Source organism: Bacillus velezensis, assembly GCF_001461825.1.
Classification (GTDB): domain Bacteria; phylum Bacillota; class Bacilli; order Bacillales; family Bacillaceae; genus Bacillus; species Bacillus velezensis.
The window spans coordinates 499332-524625 of sequence record NZ_LLZC01000012.1 but is presented as its reverse complement, the minus strand read 5'-3'; the positions used below and the strand labels follow the sequence as shown (position 1 = coordinate 524625).

Sequence of the window (25294 nt, the reverse complement as noted above, 5' to 3'; positions counted from 1 at the left end):
ATTTTACCATAGGAGCGGCAGCCCCTTCAAATCAGGACCGTTTTTAATGATCTCTCGCCGCGATTAAATCACAGAGGTCATGCAGCAGTTCTTTCTGAAGAGAAAGGCCGCTGATGATCTGTTTCGCCTCGCTGATATGATACGCAAGCTTTTCTTTCGCGCCTTCAAGCGTTAAAAGCGACGGATACGTTGATTTTTCGTTCGACGTGTCTGAGCCGACCGGTTTGCCGATCCTCTCCTCATGCCCTTCAATATCAAGGATGTCGTCTCTGATTTGAAATCCGATGCCGATATGGCTGCTGAACAAACGGAGCTTTTCGACTTCATCCTCCGGTGCATCTGCCAAAATGGCGCCCGCCGTCACGGAAAAACCGAGGAGCTTGGCCGTTTTCCGCTCGTGGATGGATTCCAGCTCCTCAAGCGTTATCCGCTTTTGTTCCGCTTCCATGTCGGCAGCCTGCCCGCCGACCATTCCTTCCGTTCCTGCCGCGCTGATCAGCTCATCGACGAGACGGAGGCGTTTTTCTGCTGAAACCGCCTCAGACACGTAAGATGTGATCAATTTAAAGCTTTCTGTCAGAAGCCCGTCTCCGGCCAATACGGCCGCCGCTTCTCCGAAGACTTTATGGTTTGTGGGCTTTCCCCGGCGCAGATCATCATCGTCCATGCAAGGAAGATCATCATGGATTAAAGAATACGTATGAATCATTTCGACAGCGCACCCGACCGGAATCCCGTCTTTTTCATCTTTTCCGTAAGCATTCAGAACGGCTAAGACGACGAGGGGGCGCAGCCTCTTTCCGCCCGCTTCCAAAGAATACAGCATAGATTTTTTGAGGGTTTCCGGCATCGCAAGCCGTTCTGTATATAAAGAAAGCTGCTGTTCAATCAGTTGTTTGCGCGATGCTAAAAATGCGTCCAGTTTATTTGTCACCTTCGTCTTCCTCCTGAACGCTGAAAGGTGCAAGTTCTCCGTTATCTTTTAAAATAAAGTCCATTTGCTTTTCGACATGCTGAAGCTTTTCATGGCACATTTTTGAAAGGGCCATCCCTTCCTGAAAATAATTAATCGCCTGCTCCAGCGGCACGTCTCCTTCTTCAAGCTTTGCCACAATGCCTTCAAGGCCTTTCATCGCCTCTTCAAATGTCAGCTCTTCACTTTTTTTGGTTTCTGTCATTTTCGTTCGCCTCTCTTTTGCAATACTTCACACGTCAGAACGCCGTCTGTCATCTTTACTTCAAGCGTATCATTTTGTTCCACTTGATCAACGCTTTTGATCAGCTCTTTGTCTTTATAGGCCAGACTGTATCCTCTCTCCATCACCTGAAGGGGACTTAATGCATTCAGTTTACCAAGAACCGTCTGAAACTGCGAATGAAGCTGCTTCAGCTGGACATTCATGCTTCGGGCGAGCTGATTTGAGCGCTCCTCGTACCGTTTTTTCGCCTGTTTCAGCTGGGTTTCAGGGTGGAGCGCCGTTAATCTGTACGTATTCCGCTCCAGCTGCCTTTGTTTCCTGTCCGTAAGCCCTGTGAGCTGTGATTGGAACTGCTGATACAAAAGGTCAAACTGCTGTTCTTTTTGGGTATACAATCGTTTCGGAAAACGGAACGCGTAGGATGACTGGAGCGATTGGACCCGTTCTTTTTTCTTGCTGATATGCTGCTGCATCGCTCTTGTCAGGCGGACTTCCGCCGTTTTTGTCCGTTCCATTAAGTCCGTCGTGTGGGGAACGGCGATTTCTGCCGCTCCTGTCGGCGTTGCCGCCCGGATATCCGCGACGAAATCACTGATTGTAAAATCTGTTTCATGTCCGACGGCTGATATAATCGGAATGGCGGAAGCAAAAATCGCCCGGGCCACGATTTCTTCGTTAAATGCCCACAATTCTTCGATCGAGCCCCCTCCCCTTCCGACGATCAGGACGTCACACATTTTTTGTGCATTGGCTTCTTCAATGCGCTTCACAATCGATCTGCTGGCATTTTCACCTTGAACGAGCGCGGGAAGCACAATGACTTTCACAAGGGGGTATCTTCTTTTGAGTGTGGTAATGACGTCTCTGACGGCTGCTCCCGTCGGTGACGTGACGACCCCGATCGTAGCCGGAAAAGCGGGGATGGCCTGCTTATGCCGGTCATCAAACAACCCTTCGCCGGCAAGTTTTTTCTTTAATTCTTCATATGCTAAGTAGAGCGCCCCCACACCGTCCGGCTGCATTTCTTTCGCGTACAGCTGATAGCTTCCGCTCGGTTCATAGACGGAGATACCGCCTCTTACGATGACCTTCATTCCGTCCTCGGGCTTAAACGCAAGCCTCGAACTTTGCCTCTGAAACATGACGGCCTGCATGCGGGCATGCTCATCTTTTAATGTAAAATAAATGTGGCCTCTCGTATGGATTTTAACATTGGAGAGCTCACCCTTAATCCAAATGTCCTCAAGATGAGGGTCCACATCGAATTTTCGTTTAATGTATTTGGTCAGCGCGGAAACCGTGACATATGCCGCTTCACTCACATCCTGCACTCCTTTCATAAAGGCTTTTTGCCCTAAACTAAGAAAACCCGCTCTGGCTGAAAGGAGCCTTAAGAAGCGGGTATCGTGCTCATTGTCACACTTTTTGTGACTGTCTCCGGTTATCTATGATAACGTACGTCTGGCAGATTTAACAGTATTATGCGCAAGCATTGTGATGGTCATCGGACCTACTCCGCCCGGCACCGGCGTAATGAAAGATGCTTTTTCTTTCGCTTCATCAAACTGAACGTCTCCGCAGAGTTTTCCGCTTTCGAGACGGTTGACGCCGACATCAATGACAATGGCGCCCTCTTTGATTTGATCGGCTTTGATGAAGTTCGCTTTACCGACCGCTACCACAAGAATATCTGCTTTTTTCGTATGCTCAGACATATTTTTCGTGCGGGAATGGCAATATGTGACGGTCGCGTTTTCGTTCAGCAGCAGCTGGCCGACCGGTTTACCGACAATATTGCTTCGTCCGACTACAACAACTTCTTTGCCGGAAAGATCTACGTTCGTCTTTTTCAGTAACTCGACAATTCCGTGCGGCGTGCATGGAAGAAATGTATCTTCGCCAAGCAGCATTTTCCCGACGTTGAGAGGGTGGAAACCGTCAACATCCTTATCAGGGGAGATCCGCTCGATTACGGCTTTTTCAGAAATATGATCCGGGAGCGGCAGCTGGACGAGAATGCCGTGGAATTCCGGATTTTGATTATACTGATCAATCACTGTTAAAAGCTCCGCCTCGGTTAAGCTTGAGTCAAAGCGGTCAAGCTTAAATTTCATTCCCATTGTTTCAGCGGCTTTTTTCTTGCCTGTCACATATGAAACAGAAGCGGGATCGTCTCCGATTAAAATGACCGCCAAGCCAGGCACTACGCCTTGTGCTTTCAGCTCTTCTACTTCTTTTGCCAATTGTTCGCGTTTTTCTTTAGCCGTTTCTTTTCCGTCGATGATTGTTGCAGTCATTTTCTTTCCTCCTATGATTCGATATCAGTTTTAATGTTAGAAAGAACCCCGTTTACGAATTTTGCAGCTTTATCGTCGCCGAACCGTTTTGCCAGCTCGATTGCTTCGTTTAATGACACGTTAGCAGGAATGTCGTCAGAATAAACCATTTCATACACCGCCAGACGCAGGATCGCGCGGTCTACGTTTGCAATCCGGTCAAGCTTCCAATTGACGAGATGGCCGGAAATCATTTCATCAAGCTGAACCTGATGTTCGATCACTCCGTACACCAGCTGTTCAAAGAAGGCATCTGTTTTTTCACCATCGAGCGCGTGCTCAATGGCATCGTTCGGTGCAATATCGCTGACATCAATCTGAAAAAGTGCCTGCAAAGCTTTTTCTCTAGCTGTTCTTCTTTTCATTTTCTTTCTCCTTCAGATCCGCTTTATCCGCTTGTCGTTAAGCTTAAAGAGATCATAACATATTTTTTTCTCAATCGCATGTCGAAATTTAGGTTTTTTCACCCTAATGCCGAATATTTTCACAAACCGTATTAATTTCATTCGGATTTCACAGCATGAAGAAACTCGGCTGCCGTTTGTAAGCCGGCTTTCTTCATGCCTGAAATGACGGGAAACGTATAAAAAACCAAAGGGCTGCCCATCCCCTTGGTTTTTATACGCTCATTACATTTCTTCGTCGATTTCGACTTCTTGGGCTTTCGTGTCAAATTGAATGCCGACGATATGAATATTGATTTCATTAATGGTAAGAGACGTCATGTTTAATAAGGTTTGTCGGATATTCTCCTGAACGCTTGCCGCCACTTTCGGGATCGAGATCCCGAATTGAACGACGCAATAGACGTCGATGGTAATCCCGTCATCGGCTAAATCGACCTTTACGCCTTTGCCGTGATTGATTTTGCCGAAGCGTTCTACGACGCCCGTGGCGAAATTGCCGCGCATTTCAGCAACTCCTTCAACTTCGGAAGCGGCGATGCCGGCAATGACTTCAATGACCTCAGGAGCAATTTCAACCTTGCCTAAATGAGCCTCATCATGATCCATTTTAAGCACACTGTTGTCTTCCATTCAATTCACCTCCCGCAAAAATTATGAGCCCATTACATCATATGTTTCTAAAAACTTTGTATTAAACTCTCCGCTGACAAATGTTTCGTGTTCAAGCAGTTTCAAATGGAACGGAATCGTCGTTTCAATACCTTCAATCACGAATTCGCTCAGCGCGCGTTTCATCCGTGCGACTGCCTCATCACGCGTTGTTCCGTATGTGATGACTTTAGCAATCATACTGTCATAGTACGGCGGGATCGAATAGCCGGGATATGCGGCTGAATCCACGCGTACGCCAAGTCCGCCCGGCGGCAGGTACATGTTAATTTTACCGGGTGAAGGCATGAAGTTTTTCGCAGGATTTTCAGCGTTGATGCGGCATTCAATCGCCCAGCCGTTAAATTCAACGTCTTCCTGTCTGAGCGAAAGCTCCTGTCCGGATGCCACTTTGATCTGTTCTTTGATCAGATCCGTTCCCGTCACCATTTCTGTGACAGGGTGCTCTACTTGAATACGCGTGTTCATTTCCATGAAGTAGTAGCGCTGTTCTCTGTAGTCATAGATGAATTCTACTGTGCCGGCTCCCGTGTAACCGACGGCCTTAGCTGCTTTTACCGCTGCTTCGCCCATCTGCTCCCTGATTTCAGAATCAAGCGCAGGTGACGGTGACTCTTCAAGAAGTTTTTGCAGACGTCTTTGGATAGAACAGTCACGCTCTCCGAGATGGATCGTGTTTCCGTAATTATCCGCAAGCACCTGAATTTCAACATGGCGGAAATCTTCGATGTACTTCTCGATGTACACACCCGGATTTCCGAATGCCGTAGCGGCTTCCTGCTGGGTAATCTCAATGCCTTTGATCAGTTCTTCTTCTGTGCGTGCGACCCGGATGCCTTTTCCGCCTCCGCCCGCAGTGGCTTTTATAATGACAGGATACCCAATTTCACCTGCAAGCGAAACCGCTTCTTCCGTATTTTTTATGATTCCTTTTGAACCGGGCACAATCGGCACGCCCGCCAGCTGCATCGTGTCGCGCGCGATATCTTTTGTTCCCATTTTTGAAATGGCGTCAGCCGTAGGGCCGACAAACGTTACGTTTAATTCCTCGCACAGCTCGGCAAAGTCGGCGTTTTCAGCTAAAAACCCGTATCCCGGATGAATCGCATCCGTGCCGGTCAGCTTTGCGACGCTGACGATGTTCGTTACATTTAAATAGCTTTCTTTTGATGTTTTCGGCCCGATACAAAAAGCCTCATCGGCCATTTGGACATGCAGGGCGTCTTTATCTGCCTCAGAATAAACGGCTACAGTTTCAATGCCCAGCTCTTTGCAGGCCCGGATGATTCTGACGGCGATTTCTCCTCGGTTGGCGATCAATAGCTTTTTAATCATAATAGCAGGTCTCCTTACTCAGCTTTTACAAGAAATAGAGGTTGTCCGTATTCGACCAGCTGGCCGTTTTCAACTAACACTTCAACGATTTCTCCTTTTACTTCGGCTTCAATCTCGTTAAAGAGTTTCATTGCTTCTACGATACAAACAACTGTATTTTCGCTCACTTTTGAACCTTGGTTTACGTAAGGGCCGGCTTCCGGCGATGAAGAAGCATAAAACGTTCCGACCATCGGAGACGTAATTTTGTGCAGGTTTTCGTCTTGTTTCGGCGCTTCCTGAGCAGGAGCGGCTTCACGCGCTTCCGGTTTTGCAGCCTGCGGAGCAGGTGCGTAAGCGGCGGGAACGGCTTGGGCTTGTCCCGTTACATTCACTGCCGGCGCTTCATTTTTTTTCAGTTTGAGGCTTACGCCTTCAATTTCGTAAACAAATTCGTCGATGGAAGATTCATCGATTCTTTTTATCAGTTCATGAATTTCGTTGATTTTTAACATCAGTTTCCACTCCTATGTATAAAAAATAGAAATTTATGGGTTGCTACTAAAAGTACATACTATGTTTATCTTACAGGAGCGCTTGTGTAAATTCAACACTGATCTAAAATGACATCAGAAAAGCCCGCAGCGGGTGCGGGCGGTTCAGGTCTCTTACTTTGTCGGTTCAAACGTGACGGCGACGTCTTTCATCGTCTTGATTTCTTTTTCCACCAGGTCAATGATAGCGGAAGCTTTTGCGTTTGAATGTTTGTCAGACATGACGGTAATGTTGATTTTGTCTCCTTCAGCATCCACGAGCGCATCTTTGTAGCCTTGTGTTTTAATCAGCGTTTCCAGCTGTTTTTCCGTCCCTTCAGCATTGCTCAGCGCCGTCATTTTATCGTAGGCTTCGCTTTTTTCCTTTGCGGTCGCATCATCGCTTGAAACAATGCTGTTTAACTGTTCCCTTTCTTTGCTTCTCGCGTCTTCAAGTTCCATACGGTATGCGGTAAATAAGTTTTCATCAGCTGTTTCTGTGGCGACCGATCCGTCTTTGTCCGATGCTTCGGCTGATGTTTCTTTATCCTCTTTTGTGCCTTTAGAATCTTTCGTTCCTTTTGTGCCGTCTTCTTTTTCCGTGCCGCTTCCGCTCTTATCTTTCGTTTCAGGAGCCGGCGTTTTTTCAGTGGCGACTTCTCCGCTGCTTTTTTCGCTTTTCATCTGCACGGCATTTTTGCTTTCCGGCGACATAATATAATAAACACTTAATACCACGACGAGACTGAGCATTGTTAAAAGCCAAACCGTTTGTTTTTTCAGCATGATTTATGAATCCTCCTTGATTTTTTTAGGGGCAACCGCTACACGATAGCTCGGAACATCGAGCACCCTTGTGACGGCATCAATGATGGTTTTTTTTATTTGAACGTTGTCCACTCCCTGAGCGACAACGAGTACACCGCGGATATCGGGCTTTTTCGTCTGGACGACGACCGGGGTTTCCTGGTCCCCGTTTCGAATCATGACAATTTGTTCTTCAGAGGTTTGATCGGTTACGCTTCTTTTGCCGCCTTCTTTATCGGTTTCTTCAGTGGTGGTGTCTTTTTTCGTTTTATTTTTCTCAAACACTTTCAAAGATGTTGCGTCTACGTTTACGACAATTGAGACATCCTCCACGCCGATAATCGTTTCAAGGATTTCTTTCAGCTGGTTTTCATAGTCTCTTTCGTAATCATCGATCGTGGTTTTGGCGCTGCCGTCTTTCGATGCCTTAAAAACGGGTGCGCTTTTTTGCCCGCTTTTGTCTTCCGTTCGGCCGGACATGACGGTCTGCGCCGTTTGGTCCTTCCCGGTTTTCTCCGGTGAAGAGAACAGCTGGCTGACCAGCATAAAAGATACCCCGAGCACAAACACGAACAGAAAGTAATGATATTTTGTCAGTTTTGGTTTTTCTCCGTCTTTCGCCTGTCCGATCATCAGCTGTTTTTTGAGTATGGTCCATAGTCCGTTTTTATTCATGGCCGTTTTTCTCCCCGCCTTCCATATAAACCGTAATTTTCTCACTGCCGATTTCCCATATATCCGCAAGTTTTCCTTTGATGTCTGCGGCCTCTTTTTTGTCGGCTGCGCCTTCCGGTTCGTATTTGCGGTCTGTGCGGATGTCGATCGGTGCGACGGTTTGCACGGTTTTTTCAGAAGATGGGGCCATATACACGCTGATCGTTTTTACATCTTCTTCTGAACGAACCTGTTCTTCCGCTGTAAGGCGGATGTCGTCTATTTTGTATTCGTCATGACTGAACATCTCCTCCGCTTTCTTTTTTAGTTGGACAGCCATTTCTTCTAAAACATATGCGCGGTTTGATGCTTGTATTTCTTTTTTTTCTGATTTGATTTGATTTTTTATATCAGCGGATTGAGATTGCTCTTGTTTTGTCAAATAATCGAAGATGATTTCCGGGTCTGTTTTGAAAAGTTTGAATATCGGGTTGAGCATGACAATGATTAACAGCAGGCTGACAACCATCTTTGCGTATTTTTGCATACTGGAGCTGGGCAGCAGCATGTCGATGACGATGGCGAATAAGATAAATAAAATAATGCTTGTCAGCCATTCTGTTAAAAAGCTCATATCCAATGGGCCTCCTTTATTTCATCATCATGGTGAGGTTGCCTGCTGTAATAATGACTGTGATGCTGAGGAAAAACATGAGAGAGACGATGGCGAGCGCCGCGAAAATATACAGTACGCTTCTGCTGATGACGCCGAGGCACGTAATGACGGGCCCGCCTCCGAGCGGCTGCAGAATAGCGGCCGCGAGCTTATAAATAAAAGCGAGCGAGAGCACTTTGATCGCCGGAAACGCGGAGATGCAGATCAAAATTCCGACTCCGAGGATTCCCACGGTGTTTTTTAATAGGAGCGAGGCGCTGATGACCGTATCCGTCGCATCCGTAAACATCCGGCCGAGTACGGGAATAAAATTGCCTGTTATAAATTTTGCAGTCCTGAGCGTAATCCCGTCCGTCACGGCAGCCGAAGCCCCCTGTACGGAGATGACGCCGAGAAACACGGTGAGGAATACGGCAAGCGCGCCGATCGCGATATTTCTGAGCAGATTGGCAAGCTGCGTGACTTTATATTGATCCGTCATCGTGCTGACGATGCTTAAAATCGCTGACAGGAAGATAAGCGGCATGACGATGTTTTGAATGAGAAGGCCGCTCGTATTCATCAGAAATAAAATAACGGGGTGAAAAAAAGCTGCGGAGACGGCTCCCCCGGAAGACGCCAAAAGCGCAAGTAAAAGCGGGATGAGCGCGAGAATGAAGCTTGTCATCGTCTGGATCGCTTCACTGGCATAATTGACGGCAACATGAAAGCTGTTTAAAGCGAGAATAATCAGCACCATGTAGACGATTGCATAAGCCACTTTGCTGACGGTGCTCTGCTGGAACGCATTTTGCAGGAGCTGCAGAATGACACAAAAAATGGTGAGAAGAATCAAAGTTCCCAGAAGCTTTCCGTTTGCGAGCACTTCATGAAACAAGTATGAAAATAAAGCCTTCAGCCATGCCTCCGGTGAGAACGTTTTTTCTCCGTTAATAAAGTCGATGATGCTTCCCTTTTGGCTTTCAGGCAGAAGACCGCCGTATTCTGTCATGATGTCGTCCCAAAACTTTCCGATGCCTTCTGTTTTCAGCGCTTCGGCCTGCTTTTTCGCCACTTCATCAGCGGATTCTTGGTGAACTGCGGTTTCCTGCGACGCACCGTCTGTTCCGGCAGCTTGTACACATTCAGTCTGAAAAAATAAGAGGATGAACAAAAAAGCTCCCGCCCACCGAAAGCGCTTCATTTTTTGTGCCCCCCTTTCCATTTTATTTATGATCACGAAGGAATAAGTCCGAGAATCGTTTCAATAATGACGGTGAGTATCGGCACGGCCATTACCAGTATCAAAATTTTTCCGGCCAGCTCTATTTTCGAAGCAATCGCTCCCTGGCCCGCATCCTTTGTAAGCTGCGCTCCGAATTCAGCGATGTAGGCGATGCCGATAATTTTTAAAATAGTTTCCACATAAACCATGTTGACATTTGCATTGACGGCTATTTTTTCTATCATTCTGATAATGTCGTAAATCTGGTCGATGAGATAAAGAAAGATTACGCAGCCGCTGAAGACGACAATCATAAACGCAAAAGTCGGTTTCTGTTCTTTTACGATCAGGGAGAGAAATGTAGCGATCAGGCCTAAACCTACAATTTGAACAATCTCAATCTGTAAGCCCCCCTATCCTTGGAATAGAAACACAGCTTTGATCTTTTTGAACAGGTCATCGACAATCGTCGCCACCATAAATAAAATATAGATAAAGCCAAGCAGCGTCACCCACTGGGCGTATTCTTTTTTTCCCATTTGATCAAGTATGGTGTGCAAAAACGCAACCACGATACCGACTCCGGCGATTTGAAAAATGACATTTACGTCGACTCCCATTTTATGTTTGCTCCCCTCATGTTTACATCAATAGAAGAATGAGTAACAGTCCGGCTAAAAATCCTAAGCTTTTCACCATTTTTTCATTTTTCGCCTGCGCCCGTCCGGCATCCGCTTCCGCCGCTTCCAAATGTGTAAGCGCAAGCTTGATATGTTTCTGCTGAGAAACACGGTCATGGAGCCCGAGCGTCTCTCCGAATTGCTTCAGCACATCATATTCGCTTTTTTTCATCGCCATGGAAGACCAGTTATGTTTCAAGCTCTGTTCCCAAGCCGTTTTGGCGGAATCGCTTCCCTGCTCAAGCCTTCTGCTGAAAGTTTGAAACAATAACGATACAGGTTTGGAAAGCTGTGCGGCAATTTGTCCCGAGGCGGTATGCAGCGGTGTATGCCCGAACATGATTTCCGCTTCTAGCGATTGGAGCGCCGCGCGCAGCTGACGGATCTGCCTCGGCCTTTCAATATACATTTTGGCGATCTCAAATCCGGTCCAAGTCGTCGCTGTCAGAATGAACACGGCACCCAAAAGCTTCAGCATGTCATCACGCTTTCAGCATGCGGAACAGGTTCCCCGCCCTTTCCGTACATCCTGCTGATCGTTCCCGGACCGCGGCGCCTTGACAGTTCAACATACCGGTCAAACACGTTTTCCTCCCAAAGCATTTTCAGCGACGGCCTCTTTACCAAGTCTTTCATATTCCACCCGTGCGCAGATACGATAACAGATACGCCCGCATGGAGCGCCTCCAGCAGCGCTTGTGAGTCTTCCATTCTCCCGATTTCATCCACAATTATTACATCAGGACTCATAGAGCGGATCATCATCATCAGCCCTTCCGCCTTCGGACAGGCATCAAGGACATCGATTCTGCGGCCGAAACTGTGCTGGGGAATGCCCCGCAGGCAGCCGGCAATTTCCGACCGTTCATCTACGATACCTGTTTTTTTTGCAGGAATGCGTTTTGATCCAGTGCTGGAAAGCCGGGCCAAATCACGAAGCAAGGTCGTTTTCCCCGTTTGCGGAGGACCGATGATCAGCGTGTTCAGCCAGTTTTCTTTCCATAAAAAAGGAATGAGCGGTTCTGCGATCCCCAGCTTCTCCCGGGCGATTCGGATATTAAAAGAAGTAATATCCCGGAGTCCCTTGACGGCTCCGTTTTCGACGATGACTCTTCCGGCCAGTCCCACACGGTGGCCTCCTCTGATTGTGATGTATCCTTTTTTCAGCTCTTCTTCCAGCGTGTACATACTGTAATTGCTGAGCCGGCTGAGGATCAGCTGTGCGTCGCCGGCCGTGCACACATATGACAAATACAAAGGTTGTCCTTTTTGGATCAGTTCAACCGGCCTGTCGACGCGGATTCTGATTTCTTCTGTATCCCGCCTCGCTTCTTCGGGCACGGCGGAGATGGCATCTCTCAATAATTCAGGGAGAACCTCTGTAATCTCATTCAATAGAGTCTCCTCCTTTTTTACCGATTGGCTTCTTTAAAATGTATGATCCGGGACAGACTTTATGACACCCCGGCCCTCTATTTATGCACACCGGCCAAAATCAGCACCACTCCCGCAAAAATCAATATTAATTTTGCATATGAGAGCTGTCCGGCAATCTGATAAATGCCGATCGTCATTGTGATGATAAAGATCAGCGGGCCGACGATTGCCAAAATACTATTCACCACAACTGCCTTTCTGATGTCGTTTGTCAAAAGCATGATAATAGCGGCCGATAATTCAATGAGCGAGGACAAAACTCGTAAACCGGCCATCGTTAAAACAGTAGAATTGATTGAACCAAACAAAAATTTCATTGCAATCCCCCAACTTCAAGCATTTTGTTACACTATATGCTCTAGCTGACGGAAGTAGTCTCACTATTTTCATATAGAAGAAAGATTTGATGCAGAACGCAAAAAAAGCCTGCCCCGTAAAAGGAGCAGACTCCGAATTTCTTTAACTACGCTCTTGACACGTAAGAACCGTCTGATGTATTTACAACTAGCGTATCGCCTTCGTTCACGAAGAACGGTACGTTTACGACAAGACCTGTTTCCGTTTTGGCAGGTTTTGTGCCGCCTGACGCCGTGTCGCCTTTAATTCCCGGCTCTGTTTCAACAACTTTCAGTTCAACTGTGTTCGGCAGTTCAATACCGAGCGTTTCAGACTGATACATCATGATGTGCACAGACATATTTTCCAGAAGGTATTTTAATTCTTCTTCGATTTGGTTTTCATTCAATTCAAGCTGTTCATATGAGCTTGTATCCATGAACACGTGCTGATCGCCGTTGGCATAAAGATACTGCATCGTTTTTGTTTCGATTTGCGCTTTCGCAACTTTTTCACCTGCACGGAATGTTTTCTCCTGAATAGCGCCCGTGCGCAGGTTACGCAATTTAGAACGGACAAATGCCGCTCCTTTTCCCGGCTTTACGTGCTGGAAGTCAACGACGCGCCAAATGCCGCCGTCTACTTCAATCGTTAGTCCTGTACGAAAATCGTTAACTGAAATCATGTTTGATGTCCTCCTATATTCCGATCACAAAATAATTAATTCTTTAGGGGAATGCGTAATTGTCCGGTTGCCGTCCTCAGTGATGATGATATCATCTTCGATTCTTGCGCCCCCAACTTCCGGTATGTATATGCCCGGCTCAACCGTTACCGCCATGCCCGGCTCAAGAACGGCCGATGACCTGAAAGACAGCCCCGGTGATTCATGGACTTCCATTCCGAACCCGTGTCCTGTCGAATGGCCGAAATACTGTCCGTAGCCTTTTGCGGTGATGTGATCCCTCGTCAGAGCGTCCGCTTCTTTCCCCGTCATGCCGGGTTTAATATGCAGGACACCAAGCGCTTGGGCATCGTATACGACCTGATAAATCTCTTTCAGTTTATCACTTGGCTCTCCGACCGCGACGGTGCGTGTGATATCAGAACAATAGCCTTTATAATAAGCGCCGAAATCGAGCGTGACCAAGTCTCCCTTTTCAATCAATTTGCCGCTTGCCACTCCGTGGGGAAGGCTGGATCTGACTCCCGAGGCGACGATCATATCAAAGGAAGAGCCGTCTGCTCCTTGGCGTCTCATATAAAATTCGAGCTCGTTTGCAACTGAAATCTCTGAGATGCCCGGTTTGATAAACGTCAGAATATGTTCAAACGCATCATCCGCAATCTTCGCAGCTTCCTCTAATATCTTAATCTCTTCACTTGACTTAATCAAGCGCAACTTTTCAACGGAATCCGCGACGGGAACCATCTCCGCTTCCTGCAGCACCGCTTGGTAGGATGCATATGTTCCGTACGTCATGCTGTTTTGCTCGAAGCCGAGTTTTTTAATGCCGTACTCAAGAATCGTATCCGCAGCCGTTTGGATTAAGCTTCCGCCGTGCTCGATAATGTCAAAACCCTTCACTTGCGTCTTCGCCTGCTCGGTGTAACGGAAATCCGTGATAAATGCCGCACGTTCTTTCGATATGACCGCAAGGCCTGACGAACCCGTAAATCCCGTCATATACTGCAGATTGGCGGAGCTTGTCACCAACATTCCGTCTATATCCAGCTGACCGAAAAGATTTCGCAATTTCTCAAGTTTCATTCCCTTTCTCCTCCTCGCCGATTCTTGACTGCCGCCTGACAACGCGGGAGCATCCCCGCCCGGTTTTCAGCATAAAAAATGTTCACTTCTCGTGAACATTTTACCATACCGGACAGGGATTATACACTTATTCACTTGTTGCCGAGCGCCCTTGCAAGCTTGTCTGACGTAAGTTCATTGTAGTTGAAGGAAATTGAGTAGCCGACAAACAAACCGTACAGAATGTAAAGGCAAAGCGTCGTCACGATTGTATCTGATTTCAATTCAGTGATGGATTTCACATCTTCGAAAATCGGATTGAATAAGAAAAAAACCGCACACCATAAAATGACGCCGTACACCATCCCCGGCCACATCGTTTTAAAACGCTTCAGGCAGACGAAATAAATAAACGCCCCGGCAATTGAAATGAATCCGATGACAACGATGCTGACCATCGTGCCGAGCCATTGTTTTTTCCATTCTCCGATCATAAACGGCTGAAGAATCATGTTGGGGCTGATCTCTGAAAAATGAAAGACATACCCGAGATAGCCGATCAAACTCCAAAATACACCGCCGGCAAATCCGATACCGCAAATTCTGCCGGTAAATGAAACAGGCTGCTGATCATCATCCTGCTTCTTCTTTTCTTCCTGTTCTGAATGTTTTTCGCTTGTCATCATGGCACCTCCAGTCATAGACTGCCCCAAAATTTAAAAGTCATAAAAAGCTGCGCCATATTTTCATTCAATGAGTAAAATCTAAAGAAACGGGGTATACTGCATGTAGAAAAAGCATTGATTTCCCAACTGTCTAACTAGAGGTTTACCGCGGTTTCCTGTACAATAGAGTGAAAGGAAATGGTTAGTAAATCCTAAGAAAACAGGCAGGTTGATAAACAATGTCCAAACAAAAAACGCCCCCTGCATACGGCGGGCAGGCTGTTGTTGAAGGGGTCATGTTCGGCGGCAGAAAAAATTATGTTACCGCCATCCGCAGGAATGACGGAAGCATTGATTTTTTCAAGCTTCCGAGAGTGCCGAACGCCAAGCTTTCGGCTTTAAAAAAGATTCCTTTTTTGCGGGGAATCGTCGCCATCATTGAGGCGAGCGCCAACGGCACAAAGCATTTAAACTTTTCCAGCGAACGATACGGGCTTGATCCTCAGGATGACGCCAAGCTGGAGCAGGAAGATAAGAAGGGTTCGGGCTTATCGATGTTTTTCAGCCTGGCGGTGATCGGCGTTCTGTCGTTTTTGTTCAGCAAATTCGTTTTTACGCTCGTCCCGGTCTTCTTAGCGGAGCTTGTAAGGCCCGTCTTTTCCTCAGACGCCGCGCAGATCGGAATCGAAAGTCTGTTTAAGCTGCTTCTGCTTCTCGGCTACATTTATTTTTTATCAATGACGCCGTTAATTAAAAGAGTGTTTCAATATCATGGAGCCGAACATAAGGTCATAAACTGTTATGAACAGAATTTTCCAATTACAATAGAAAATGTTCAGAAACAGTCACGGCTTCATTACCGTTGCGGTTCAAGCTTTATTTTATTTACGATCATTGTCGGCATGTTCGTCTATTTACTCGTTCCGACAGATCCGCTTTGGGTGCGGATTTTAGACAGGATTGCGCTTATACCGGTCGTTCTCGGCATCTCCTTTGAAGTGCTCCAGCTGACGAACAGAGTGCGGAATATCCCCGTTTTGAAAGTGCTCGGTTATCCCGGCCTGTGGCTGCAGCTTTTAACGACAAAGGAACCGGCGGATGACCAGGTCGAGGTTGCCATAGAAAGCTTTAACGAGCTTCTCAGACTGGAAGACATTTCAGAACAGAGCGAAAAGCCGTCTCACAACGTAATCTGAACCGTTACCGTTATTATTTTGGAGGTGGGCAGTTATGAATCATCGTGTACAACCTTTTTTTGCTGTATTGATAGCGCTTGGCGCATTCGGTTTCATTTATGCGGCGGTAACCAACCCCGGGCAGATGATTTCAAGAGCGATCACCGTTATTATCGCAGGCATCATTATTTATTTTATCGTGAGGACGGTCCTGAACCGCCGCACCGGCCGTGACGGAACCGCTTTCAGAAAAGCGGCCAGACAATCGCGGCTCCGAATGAAGGAACAAAAAGCGAAGCACCGCGCCGGACACAGAGGCCGGGTCAGCCATTTGCGGAGCGTGCCGAGCAGCAGCAGACCGAAGCCGATGATTCTTAAGAAAAAAAGCCAGACCCAGCTTACCGTCATAGAAGGCAAAAAGAATAAAAAGAAAAACAGAGCGCTTTTTTAATAGCTCCATTGCTTCAAAAATTGCTCTGTTCTGCTTTTTCCTAGCTCAATGAGAGCTAGTTTTTTTTGCGGTGTGAGATGAAACTCCGTCGCCATCACATGTTCCACCGGAATAAAAATAATATTCTGTTCGTACTTTGTCGCGATATGCCTGGCATCATGAGCGTCTTTCATCGTTTCAAACAAAGCCCCGAACAGCTCAAAAGCGTTGCGGATTGTTTTTTTCGGGCGCTCTTTTTCGTTGGGCGAAAGTGAAATTCCGATGACCGGCCGTTTGCGTTCTTTTGAATACAGCCAAATCGGGAAATTGCTTAACACGCCGCCGTCAACGACCGTCGAGGTGCCTTTTTCGGTCTTCAGTTTTATCGGTTCAAAAAAATAAGGAATGCTGCAGCTCATTCTGACGGCTCTGGCAACCGGGAACATCTCCGGATTTAATCCGTAGCGGGGAAGATCGTCAGGAAGCACGATCATCGTTCCGTTCGTCAGATCTGAAGCGATGAGACGGAGCGAGCCTTTTTTCAAATCGCCGAACGCGATGATGCCCTTCGCTTTTAATTTATCCGCAATCCATTTTTCCAGCATATCGCCTCTGTATAGTCCGAGGCGCCAATATATCGACACCCACTGCAGGATTTTCAGCGGGAGGAATGAGTATCTCTGATCAAGCAATTGCCTTCCGTCCACCTCATCTATGATGGAATGAACCTCTCTGCTCGTATAGCCCGCAGCGATAAATGCGGCAATAATTGCGCCGGCGCTTGTTCCGGCGAGCCTTTCAAAGCGAAAGCCCTTTTCTTCCAGCGCTTCATAAGCGCCGGCAAGCGCCACCCCTTTTATCCCCCCGCCCGAAAATACGCCGTCAATCTGCATAGCGCGCCCTCTCCCTTCCATCTCAAGGTGTATTATTATTTTAAGAAACGGCTGGGCGAAATAGACCAAAGAATGAAGACATTAAAAAAAGGGCGCCCCATTTCGGGCTGCCCTTTATTCACCGGGATTTTCGGTTTTTTTCTGTACGGATTTCAATTCTTTTTTCCGGCTTTCGTCATCTTCGAAATACTGAACGAGGTCGCCGATGCGGTCAATGCTGTTCCAGCTCAGATGATGTTCGATTCCTTCAACATCATTGTAAATCTTCTCTTCATCAACACCAATGATTCTTAAAAACTGCTCAAGCAATTCGTGTCTGTATACGAGCCGTTTGCCGATCTTTTTGCCTTTTGACGTCAATACGAGCCCGCGATATTTTTCATAAATCAAATACTCGTCTTTATCTAGTTTTTGAACCATTTTCGTTACAGAGGAGGGGTGGACTGCCAAAGCTTCCGCGATATCAGAAACCCGTGCATATCCTTTTTCTTCTATCAGCATATAAATCTGTTCAATATAATCTTCCATACTTGGTGTTGTCATAAGTAACCCTCCCAAAAAGCACCTTAACTTTATAAACCATTACAAGTTTACACTAACGGTCATGAAAAAACAAGGATGCTTCCGGTCTGTCAAGCCTTATCAGCGCTTATAATTCCATTCATCAGACGCGTATTTCGTCTCAGCCAGCTCATTGACAAATGCAAGCTCTTCAGACGTGAGTGTGTAAGGCTCAAGATGAATGTTCAGCCCTTCCTCAAAACCGGCTTTAAAAGCGATTCTGGCCTCATCCATCGTTACCCGTTTCGGCGCTAAGGCGTTGATGGCTACCGCTTTGTTTTTGAAATTCCGCTGCATACGCTCACGGACTCTGTCGCTCGGATATAAAAACAGATCAAACAGCTTATCCTCATCAATGTCAAGCAGGATGGAACCGTGCTGAAGAATGACGCCTTTTTGGCGTGTCTGTGCGCTTCCGGCAACTTTCCGTCCTTCGACGACCAGTTCATACCACGAAGGCGCATCAAAGCAGACGGACGAGCGCGGATTTTTCAAGCTTTCTTTTTCTTTCTCCGTTCGCGGAATCGCAAAGCAGGCATCAAGTCCAAGGTTTCTGAATCCCTGCAGAATACCTTCTGAAATCACCCGGTACGCCTCTGTCACCGTGGCCGGCATTTCCGGGTGATCCTCTGAAACGATTACGCTGTATGTCAATTCTTTATCATGCAGAACACCCCGTCCGCCTGTCGGTCTTCTGACAAACCCGAGGCCGTGTTTATGTACTGCGTCAAAGTTAATTTCCTTCTTAATATTTTGAAAATACCCGACAGACAAAGTTGCCGGATTCCAGCCGTAAAAACGGATCACCGGAGGAATTTTTTTTTGGCTGTGCCAATATAAAAGCGCTTCATCCAGCGCCATGTTAAATGCCGGGCTTTCATTCCCTGAGTCAATAAACCGCCATGTTTCTTTTTCCATACACTGAACCCTTCTTTATCGTTTTAATAAAATCAGTTTAACAAACTGCCTTGAAAATGAAAAATATTTCGTTTCATTAAGGATGACAATCGCTTCATGCTTTACTATAATAGTATTTGTCCCAAAACGTCCGGTAAGCCTTGTTTTCAGGAAGCAGGGTTTTATTTTATAAGCTAAAGGAGTAGAATCGCATTGTCTAATATGATTGCTTTAATTATTGTTGCGGCGTTTATCGTTTATATGATCGTGTCGTATTTTTACCAGCAGCGTTTAATGAAAACACTTACGGAAGAGGAATTCCGCGCGGGCTACAGAAAAGCGCAGCTGATTGACGTCCGTGAGCCGAATGAATTTGAAGGCGGCCATATTCTCGGCGCGCGCAACATTCCGCTGTCACAGCTGAAACAGCGCAAAAGTGAAATCCGTCCTGATAAACCCGTTTATCTGTACTGCCAAAACAATGTCCGCAGCGGACGCGCGGCACAGACGCTCCGCAAACACGGCTGCAAAGATATTTACAACCTGAAAGGCGGATTTAAAAAATGGGGCGGAAAAATTAAAGCAAAAAACTAATCATGAAAAAAGAGCTGTCCGTTTTATACGGAAGCTCTTTTTTTATACCTTGTCAGCGGCTGACGTCAGGTGTACGTTCGTACTTTAAAACCGGCTTTCTTGCCGCCTTGGTTTCATCCATTCTTTTGACAACTGTTGTATGCGGCGCCTCCTGAACGATTTCAGGCGATTCCTCCGCTTCCCGCGCAATTTGAATCATGGCATCTATAAACGCATCAAGCGTTTCCTTTGATTCCGTTTCCGTCGGTTCGATCATGATGCTTTCTTCAACATTGAGAGGAAAATACACAGTCGGCGGATGATAGCCGAAATCCAAAAGCCGTTTGGCAATATCAAGCGTTCGTACGCCAAGCTTTTTCTGCCTTCTACCCGATAACACAAATTCATGCTTGCAATGACGGTCATACGGGAGATCATAATAAGGCGCGAGTCTTCTCATCATATAATTTGCATTTAAAACCGCGTTTTCGGTCACAGCTTTTAAGCCGTCAGGCCCCATGGAACGGATATACGTGTAGGCTCTGACATTAATGCCGAAGTTGCCGTAATAAGGTTTTACGCGCCCGATCGACTGCGGCCGGTCATAGTCAAACGTCAAACGCCCCTCTTTTTTCGTGAGAACGGGTTTCGGCAGATACGGAATGAATTCTTTTTTTACGCCGACCGGCCCTGAGCCAGGTCCTCCCCCGCCGTGCGGCCCGGTAAATGTTTTATGCAGATTAAGGTGAACGACGTCAAATCCCATATCTCCCGGTCTTGCTTTACTTAAAACGGCATTTAAATTCGCTCCGTCATAATAAAGCTTTCCGCCGGCCTGATGGACGATTTCAGCCATTTCCGTAATGTTTTCCTCAAATAACCCGAGGGTGTTCGGATTCGTCAGCATCAGCGCCGCTGTTTCTTCATTTACCGCTCTTTTCAAATCTTCAATGTCAACCAGCCCGTGCTCATTTGACTTGACGGTAATCGTTTCAAAACCGGCGACCGTGGCGGATGCCGGATTCGTGCCGTGGGCTGAATCAGGGACAATCACCTTCGTCCGTCCGAAGTCTCCCCGCGCTTCGTGATAGGCGCGGATCATCATCAGACCGGTCCATTCGCCGTGAGCGCCCGCCGCAGGCTGCAGCGTCACCTCGTCCATGCCCGTAATCTCCTCCAAGTGTCCGCTTAAATCGTATAAAAGCTCAAGCGCCCCCTGAACCGTGTCCTCGTCCTGAAGCGGATGAATAGCGGAAAAACCTGCGATCCGGGCAATTTTTTCATTTAATTTCGGATTGTATTTCATCGTACAAGAGCCGAGCGGGTAAAAGCCTGAATCAACTCCGTGGTTCCTCTTAGAAAGAGCGGTATAATGCCGCATAATATCGAGCTCTGATACTTCCGGCAGCTTTGCGTCTTCATCGCGGATATAGTCACCGGGAAGAAGACTTTCAAGCTCTGTTTCCGGCACATCAAGCTCCGGAAGGCTGTAACCGATACGCCCTTCGCGGGACATTTCAAAAATAAGCGCCTGATCTTGATTATTCATGTTGATCCCCCAATCCCGCAATAAGCGAATCGATCTCTTCTTTTGTTCTCAGCTCTGTGACAGCAATGAGCATATGCTGATTCAGTTCCGGATACGCAAGGCCTAAATCATATCCGCCGATTATGCCGTCTTGCAGGAGCCGCCGGTTTGCTTCCTTGACGGGAAGATTCAGCCTGACGGCAAATTCATTAAATATCGGGCCGTCAAATGCTACGTGCAAGCCGGCTTTTTCCGCTTGGCGTCTCGCGTAATCAGCTTTCAATATATTTTGGCGGGCCATGTCTTTGACGCCGTTTTTTCCGAGCGCCGTCATCGTAACTGAAGCCGCTAAAGCATTCAGCGCCTGATTTGAGCAAATGTTAGACGTGGCTTTGTCTCTTCTGATATGCTGCTCGCGCGCCTGAAGAGTGAGAACAAAGCCTCTTCGCCCGTTTTCATCTTCCGTTTGGCCGACAAGCCGGCCCGGCACCTTTCTCATCAGTTTTTTCGTTACTGCAAAATAGCCGCAGTGCGGGCCGCCGAACGCCGCAGGTATGCCGAAAGGCTGCGCGTCCCCGACGACGATATCAGCTCCGTATGCCCCGGGCGGTGTCAAAATACCGAGCGCGAGCGGGTTTGAAGAAACAATCAGCTGGCTGTTTCCTTTATGTGCGAGCGGCTCAATGTCCTTTAACGGCTCGATTTGTCCGAAGAAGTTCGGATACTGGACGATCACGGCGGCCGTTTCATCACAAACGGCATTTTCCAATGCTTCAAGATCTGTGACGCCGTTTTTCGCGGGCACCTCTACAACCTCAATATATTGGCCCTTTGCGTATGTTTTCAAAACATCCCGTGATTCCGGATGAACGGCTGCGGAAATGACGATTTTTTTCTTTTTCGTATGGCCCGACGCAAGCATCGCCGCTTCCGCCAGCGCCGTTCCCCCGTCGTACATAGAGGAGTTTGCGATATCCATTCCCGTTAATTCACAGATCATCGTTTGAAATTCAAAAATCGCCTGCAGCTCTCCTTGTGAGATTTCAGGCTGATAAGGCGTATACGCCGTGTAAAACTCTGATCGGGATATCACATGATCGACGATAACCGGCTGGTAGTGATCGTACACTCCTGCACCCAGAAAAGATGCATATGTAACAGCGTCTTTATTTTTCGCCGCAAGCTTTGTCAGCTCTCTCGTCAGCTCAGTTTCTGACTTTGCTTGTTTAATGCGGTAGTCTTTTTGAAACCGTACATTTTCCGGAATATCGGCAAACAGTTCATCAATTGTTTCTGCGCCGATGGCTTTCAGCATTTCTTTTTTATCCTGTTCTGTCGCGGGCAAATATCGATGCTTCATATGACTCTCCTTTTTCAGCTCTGTTTTGGACGTTTATAAAACGGTGTGCGGACAATCTTCGCTTTTACCGTTTTTTTACGGATTTCCACTTCTACTTCCGTTCCGACTTCACTGAATTCCGTTTTGATTAAGGCAAGGCCGATATTTTTCTTTAAAGTCGGAGATTGCGTGCCTGTCGTGACTTCACCGATCGGAACACCGTCTTTTTTCACGGCGTACCCGTGTCTCGGAATCCCTTTTTCAATCATCTCAAGTCCGACCAGCTTTCGCGGGGCTCCTTTTTCTTTCTGTTCGCGCAATACAGACTTCCCGAAAAAATCGGAATCTTTCTTGTGTTTCACGGCAAATCCGATTCCGGCTTCAATCGGTGTAATATCTTTCGTCAATTCCTGACCGTATAAAGCAAGCTTCGCTTCAAATCTCAGCGTATCACGGGCGCCGAGGCCGCACGGAACGAGACCTTCATACTCTCCCGCTGCAAGTATCTCCTTAAATAGATGAACTGCATCTTCATTGCGGCAATATAACTCAAACCCGTCTTCACCGGTATAGCCTGTTCTTGAAAGCAGGACTTGTCGTCCGGCAACGTCCGCCCCATCAATAAACGTAAACGGCTTTAAGGAGGACAAATCACATTCAGTCAGCTTCGCAAGAACCGACTGAGCATTCGGCCCCTGAACGGCAAGCAGTGAAATCCCGTCAGACTGATTCGTCAGCGTGACATCGCCTTCTGCATGTTCCGTCAGCCAAGCGATGTCTTTTTCAATATTAGACGCGTTAATCACGAGCAGATAGCAGCTCCCGCTTTTCTGATAGATCAGCAAGTCATCCACCGTACCGCCGTCAGGAAAACACATGGCAGTATAGAGCGCGTTTCCCGGCTTTAAATCGGCAACGTCATTTGTCATCATTTTTTGCAGAAAAGACAGGGCGTCTTTACCGGATACTTCAACTTCCCCCATATGGGACACATCAAACAGGCCCGCTTTTGTACGGACGGCTTCATGCTCCTCTTTAATAGAAGAAAATTGAACCGGCAGCTCCCATCCTCCAAAATCAATTGTTTTTCCGCCGTATTCTTTATACACGTCATAAAGCGGTGTTCGTTTCAGCATCATCTTCCCCCTTCAGTCATTGGCGCATTGTAAAAACATATAAAAAAGGACAGAGAAACACCTCATGAAAATGAAGGTTTCTCTGTCCCGGCACCTGAAAGTTTACTTTATGAACATATCATAAAGACGTCCCCTTTGGTGGCCTGCTTCTTCTAAGTGCAGACACTCTCCAGAGTTGCGTCGAGCAAGAGTTCTTTTGCCTGAGAGATTCACTCCGCAGTTTGCTCCTTCGGCGCCCGGACGCCCATCTTTCGTCCGAGTCTCTCCCCTTGCTGTCATTCGCTCATATTTACCAATTTTATGGACATACTAAAGCAATATCTTTTAGTGAAATCATTACTTATATCCTACCACCCTCACTTACGTCCGGCAACAAAAATTATGATAAATCAGTTTTTTAAAAGAAAGGCGGTTTTGTTACATATGACAGCAGAGATCATATTTGATGCAAACTGGCCGGGAGAGTTTTCTGAGCGGCTGAAAACGGACGGTCCCTGGTCAAATTGGGAGATGTACAAACTGTCGGCTGAAGTCCAGCAGACCCTTGCCATTCCTGAATTTGAAGGATTGAGGGCTCCTTTATACCTGCCCGATTTCACTCCGCTTCCCCATCAGCTTGAAGTCGCGCAGAAAGTCGTTGAAAAAATGAACGGCAAGGCGATTTTAGCTGATGAAGTGGGGCTCGGAAAAACGGTGGAAGCGGGCCTGATTTTAAAAGAATACATGATTCGCGGGCTGGCCAAAAAAATCCTGATTCTTGTGCCGGCATCACTCGTTTCCCAGTGGGTCAAAGAGCTTCAGGAGAAGTTTTTGATACCCGCTGTTGAACAGAAGAAAAGCTATGTGTGGGAACAGTGCGATATCGTCGTTTCTTCTATTGATACGGCCAAACGCTCGCCTCACAAGGACATTGTGCTTTCTATTCCGTATGATCTCGTCATTATTGACGAGGCGCACAAGCTCAAAAACAGCAAAACGAAAAATTATGAATTTGCGAGAAGTCTTGTGAAGAAATACTGCCTGCTTCTGACGGCGACGCCGATTCAAAACCGGATCGAAGAAATCTTCAATTTAGTGTCACTGTTAAAGCCCGGCCATTTAGGAAATGAAAGCGGATTTCAAGAAACCTTCAATCAGAAGGACGGGATTGACGCTCATGAGCATTTGAAAGAGCTCGTCAATAAGGTGATGATCCGCAACACGCGGAGCGACACCGGCCTTACATGGACGAAGCGCCACGTGAAAACAGTGCCGATCACCTTTTCACCGACGGAACAGGCGCTTTACGATGACATCGCCGCACTGAAAAACGGCACGGAAAAGCCCGCAAGCGCATTTTCCATTATGACGCTGCAAAGAGAGTGCTGTTCAAGCAGGGAAGCCGTGTATATGACGCTCAAAAAAATGCTTGACCAAAAAGACAAACAAGCGCCCGCATTCGATGATCAGACGATCGCTAATTTAATGGACCGCATCAATCAAGTCACGCAAAACTCAAAAGCGATTCAAGTTGTTGACTTGATCCAAAAGATTAATGATAAAGTCATTATTTTTACTGAATACAGGGCGACACAGATTTACCTGCAATGGTTCCTTCAGCAGAACGGCATAAGCTCCGTTCCGTTCAGAGGCGGATTTAAACGCGGAAAAAAAGACTGGATGAAGGATCTCTTCCGCGGCAAAGTGCAGGTGCTGATCGCTACAGAAGCCGGAGGCGAAGGGATCAACCTGCAATTTTGCAACCATATTATCAATTATGACCTCCCGTGGAACCCGATGCGGCTTGAACAAAGAATCGGAAGGATTCACAGACTCGGTCAGGAAAGAGATGTCCATATCTACAATATGGCGACAAAACATACGGTGGAAGAGCATATCTTAAAACTTCTGTATGACAAAATTCATTTATTTGAAAATGTCGTCGGAGAATTAGATGACATTTTAACAAAAATCAAAGTGAGCAATTTTGAAGACCATTTGCATGATATTTTATGCCATTCGCTGACAGAGGAAGAAATGAGAATCAAAATGGACAATCTCACCTCTTTTCTGTCGTACGGTACGGAAAAGCCCGCCAGAAAAAAAGGATCTTAAT

Annotated in this window: 30 protein-coding genes and 1 riboswitch; of the genes, 4 read left to right on the top strand and 26 right to left on the bottom strand. The window is 46.9% G+C overall.

Translation table 11 applies throughout. The features are described 5' to 3' along the window. Window positions 1-43 precede the first annotated feature (43 nt). The 20 genes from AR442_RS06855 to AR442_RS06760 form a co-directional block, all read right to left on the bottom strand. Window positions 44-934, bottom strand: coding sequence for a polyprenyl synthetase family protein (locus tag AR442_RS06855; RefSeq protein ID WP_053284918.1), 891 nt, complete (start codon window positions 932-934; stop codon window positions 44-46). Continuing rightward, window positions 924-1178 (bottom strand): exodeoxyribonuclease VII small subunit, encoded by a 255-nt coding sequence (locus tag AR442_RS06850; RefSeq protein WP_007408352.1) that lies wholly within the window; start codon window positions 1176-1178, stop codon window positions 924-926. The genes AR442_RS06855 and AR442_RS06850 overlap by 11 nt, the downstream gene beginning before the upstream one ends. Beyond that, a complete protein-coding gene (gene xseA, locus AR442_RS06845) occupies window positions 1175-2521 on the bottom strand; it encodes an exodeoxyribonuclease VII large subunit (protein ID WP_003153166.1) in 1347 nt (448 codons plus the stop codon). The genes AR442_RS06850 and xseA overlap by 4 nt, the downstream gene beginning before the upstream one ends. A 123-nt stretch (window positions 2522-2644) precedes the next feature. After that, window positions 2645-3496 carry a bifunctional methylenetetrahydrofolate dehydrogenase/methenyltetrahydrofolate cyclohydrolase FolD gene (folD, locus tag AR442_RS06840; RefSeq protein ID WP_007408350.1) on the bottom strand — a complete coding sequence of 284 codons (852 nt, stop codon included), beginning with the start codon at window positions 3494-3496 and terminating at the stop codon, window positions 2645-2647. A gap of 11 nt (window positions 3497-3507) precedes the next feature. Then, window positions 3508-3900 carry a transcription antitermination factor NusB gene (nusB, locus tag AR442_RS06835; protein ID WP_007408349.1) on the bottom strand — a complete coding sequence of 131 codons (393 nt, stop codon included), beginning with the start codon at window positions 3898-3900 and terminating at the stop codon, window positions 3508-3510. Window positions 3901-4164: 264 nt separating this feature from the next. Further along, window positions 4165-4572: an Asp23/Gls24 family envelope stress response protein gene (locus AR442_RS06830; protein WP_003153156.1), complete on the bottom strand. Its 408-nt coding sequence runs from the start codon at window positions 4570-4572 to the stop codon at window positions 4165-4167. A 21-nt stretch (window positions 4573-4593) separates the two neighbouring features. Beyond that, window positions 4594-5946 carry an acetyl-CoA carboxylase biotin carboxylase subunit gene (gene accC, locus AR442_RS06825; protein ID WP_007408348.1) on the bottom strand — a complete coding sequence of 451 codons (1353 nt, stop codon included), beginning with the start codon at window positions 5944-5946 and terminating at the stop codon, window positions 4594-4596. Between the two features lie 14 nt (window positions 5947-5960). Then, a complete protein-coding gene (gene accB, locus AR442_RS06820; protein ID WP_007612510.1) occupies window positions 5961-6440 on the bottom strand; it encodes an acetyl-CoA carboxylase biotin carboxyl carrier protein in 480 nt (159 codons plus the stop codon). Between the two features lie 153 nt (window positions 6441-6593). Next, window positions 6594-7244: a SpoIIIAH-like family protein gene (locus AR442_RS06815; RefSeq protein ID WP_007408346.1), complete on the bottom strand. Its 651-nt coding sequence runs from the start codon at window positions 7242-7244 to the stop codon at window positions 6594-6596. Between the two features lie 3 nt (window positions 7245-7247). Continuing rightward, entirely contained in the window at window positions 7248-7940 is a 693-nt protein-coding gene (spoIIIAG, locus tag AR442_RS06810; protein WP_014418358.1) for a stage III sporulation protein AG, read from the bottom strand. Then, window positions 7933-8553: a stage III sporulation protein AF gene (gene spoIIIAF / locus AR442_RS06805; protein WP_014418359.1), complete on the bottom strand. Its 621-nt coding sequence runs from the start codon at window positions 8551-8553 to the stop codon at window positions 7933-7935. Before spoIIIAF ends, spoIIIAG begins: the two co-directional genes overlap by 8 nt. 16 nt (window positions 8554-8569) lie before the next feature. Continuing rightward, on the bottom strand, window positions 8570-9778 hold the full coding sequence (gene spoIIIAE, locus AR442_RS06800; RefSeq protein WP_003153145.1) for a stage III sporulation protein AE: 1209 nt from the start codon (window positions 9776-9778) through the stop codon (window positions 8570-8572). A 32-nt stretch (window positions 9779-9810) separates the two neighbouring features. Continuing rightward, on the bottom strand, window positions 9811-10200 hold the full coding sequence (gene spoIIIAD, locus AR442_RS06795) for a stage III sporulation protein AD (protein ID WP_071392571.1): 390 nt from the start codon (window positions 10198-10200) through the stop codon (window positions 9811-9813). 12 nt (window positions 10201-10212) lie between these two features. Beyond that, entirely contained in the window at window positions 10213-10419 is a 207-nt protein-coding gene (spoIIIAC, locus tag AR442_RS06790; protein WP_003153142.1) for a stage III sporulation protein AC, read from the bottom strand. A 22-nt stretch (window positions 10420-10441) separates the two neighbouring features. Beyond that, on the bottom strand, window positions 10442-10957 hold the full coding sequence (spoIIIAB, locus tag AR442_RS06785; RefSeq protein ID WP_014418360.1) for a stage III sporulation protein SpoIIIAB: 516 nt from the start codon (window positions 10955-10957) through the stop codon (window positions 10442-10444). Further along, window positions 10951-11874 carry a stage III sporulation protein AA gene (spoIIIAA, locus tag AR442_RS06780; protein ID WP_014418361.1) on the bottom strand — a complete coding sequence of 308 codons (924 nt, stop codon included), beginning with the start codon at window positions 11872-11874 and terminating at the stop codon, window positions 10951-10953. The genes spoIIIAB and spoIIIAA overlap by 7 nt, the downstream gene beginning before the upstream one ends. Before the next feature lie 77 nt (window positions 11875-11951). After that, window positions 11952-12233: a YqhV family protein gene (locus AR442_RS06775; protein ID WP_003153124.1), complete on the bottom strand. Its 282-nt coding sequence runs from the start codon at window positions 12231-12233 to the stop codon at window positions 11952-11954. Between the two features lie 146 nt (window positions 12234-12379). Next, on the bottom strand, window positions 12380-12937 hold the full coding sequence (gene efp / locus AR442_RS06770) for an elongation factor P (protein ID WP_003153123.1): 558 nt from the start codon (window positions 12935-12937) through the stop codon (window positions 12380-12382). A 24-nt stretch (window positions 12938-12961) separates the two neighbouring features. Continuing rightward, the gene (locus tag AR442_RS06765; protein WP_003153122.1) at window positions 12962-14023 is read right to left on the bottom strand and encodes a M24 family metallopeptidase; all 1062 of its coding nucleotides are present in this window, start codon (window positions 14021-14023) and stop codon (window positions 12962-12964) included. 131 nt (window positions 14024-14154) lie between these two features. Then, window positions 14155-14685 carry a YqhR family membrane protein gene (locus AR442_RS06760; RefSeq protein WP_029973882.1) on the bottom strand — a complete coding sequence of 177 codons (531 nt, stop codon included), beginning with the start codon at window positions 14683-14685 and terminating at the stop codon, window positions 14155-14157. Between the two features lie 221 nt (window positions 14686-14906). Here AR442_RS06760 and AR442_RS06755 point away from each other — a divergent pair, with 221 nt between their 5' ends. After that, complete coding sequence (locus tag AR442_RS06755) at window positions 14907-15863, top strand: DUF1385 domain-containing protein (RefSeq protein ID WP_053284919.1); 957 nt, start codon at window positions 14907-14909, stop codon at window positions 15861-15863. 34 nt (window positions 15864-15897) lie between these two features. Continuing rightward, window positions 15898-16293: an SA1362 family protein gene (locus tag AR442_RS06750; protein ID WP_007408340.1), complete on the top strand. Its 396-nt coding sequence runs from the start codon at window positions 15898-15900 to the stop codon at window positions 16291-16293. On the opposite strand, the gene AR442_RS06745 is transcribed toward AR442_RS06750, so the two are convergent. The 3 genes from AR442_RS06745 to AR442_RS06735 all read right to left on the bottom strand — a co-directional run bounded on the left by AR442_RS06745 (window position 16290) and on the right by AR442_RS06735 (window position 18644). Further along, window positions 16290-17165, bottom strand: a complete 876-nt coding sequence (locus AR442_RS06745) for a patatin-like phospholipase family protein (RefSeq protein WP_022552971.1) — start codon at window positions 17163-17165, stop codon at window positions 16290-16292. The genes AR442_RS06750 and AR442_RS06745 overlap by 4 nt on opposite strands. 114 nt (window positions 17166-17279) lie before the next feature. Next, window positions 17280-17708 (bottom strand): transcriptional regulator MntR, encoded by a 429-nt coding sequence (mntR, locus tag AR442_RS06740; protein WP_007408338.1) that lies wholly within the window; start codon window positions 17706-17708, stop codon window positions 17280-17282. Window positions 17709-17807: 99 nt separating this feature from the next. Beyond that, window positions 17808-18644, bottom strand: coding sequence for a lipoate--protein ligase family protein (locus AR442_RS06735; RefSeq protein ID WP_003153114.1), 837 nt, complete (start codon window positions 18642-18644; stop codon window positions 17808-17810). Between the two features lie 192 nt (window positions 18645-18836). On the opposite strand from AR442_RS06735, the gene AR442_RS06730 reads away from it, so the two are divergent. Beyond that, complete coding sequence (locus tag AR442_RS06730) at window positions 18837-19217, top strand: rhodanese-like domain-containing protein (protein WP_007408335.1); 381 nt, start codon at window positions 18837-18839, stop codon at window positions 19215-19217. Between the two features lie 52 nt (window positions 19218-19269). Here the strand turns inward: AR442_RS06730 and gcvPB are convergent, their stop codons facing one another. Genes gcvPB through gcvT form a run of 3 tightly spaced genes read right to left on the bottom strand, consistent with a single transcriptional unit; the run spans window position 19270 to window position 23199 of the window. Then, window positions 19270-20745, bottom strand: a complete 1476-nt coding sequence (gene gcvPB, locus AR442_RS06725) for an aminomethyl-transferring glycine dehydrogenase subunit GcvPB (protein WP_053284920.1) — start codon at window positions 20743-20745, stop codon at window positions 19270-19272. Further along, entirely contained in the window at window positions 20738-22084 is a 1347-nt protein-coding gene (gcvPA, locus tag AR442_RS06720; RefSeq protein WP_022552969.1) for an aminomethyl-transferring glycine dehydrogenase subunit GcvPA, read from the bottom strand. The genes gcvPB and gcvPA overlap by 8 nt, the downstream gene beginning before the upstream one ends. A gap of 14 nt (window positions 22085-22098) precedes the next feature. Beyond that, window positions 22099-23199: a glycine cleavage system aminomethyltransferase GcvT gene (gcvT, locus tag AR442_RS06715; protein ID WP_017418134.1), complete on the bottom strand. Its 1101-nt coding sequence runs from the start codon at window positions 23197-23199 to the stop codon at window positions 22099-22101. A 178-nt stretch (window positions 23200-23377) separates the two neighbouring features. Continuing rightward, window positions 23378-23478, bottom strand: a riboswitch (glycine riboswitch). A 144-nt stretch (window positions 23479-23622) separates the two neighbouring features. Here gcvT and AR442_RS06710 point away from each other — a divergent pair. Further along, window positions 23623-25293, top strand: a complete 1671-nt coding sequence (locus AR442_RS06710) for a DEAD/DEAH box helicase (protein ID WP_053284921.1) — start codon at window positions 23623-23625, stop codon at window positions 25291-25293. The last annotated feature ends 1 nt before the right edge of the window (window position 25294 follow it).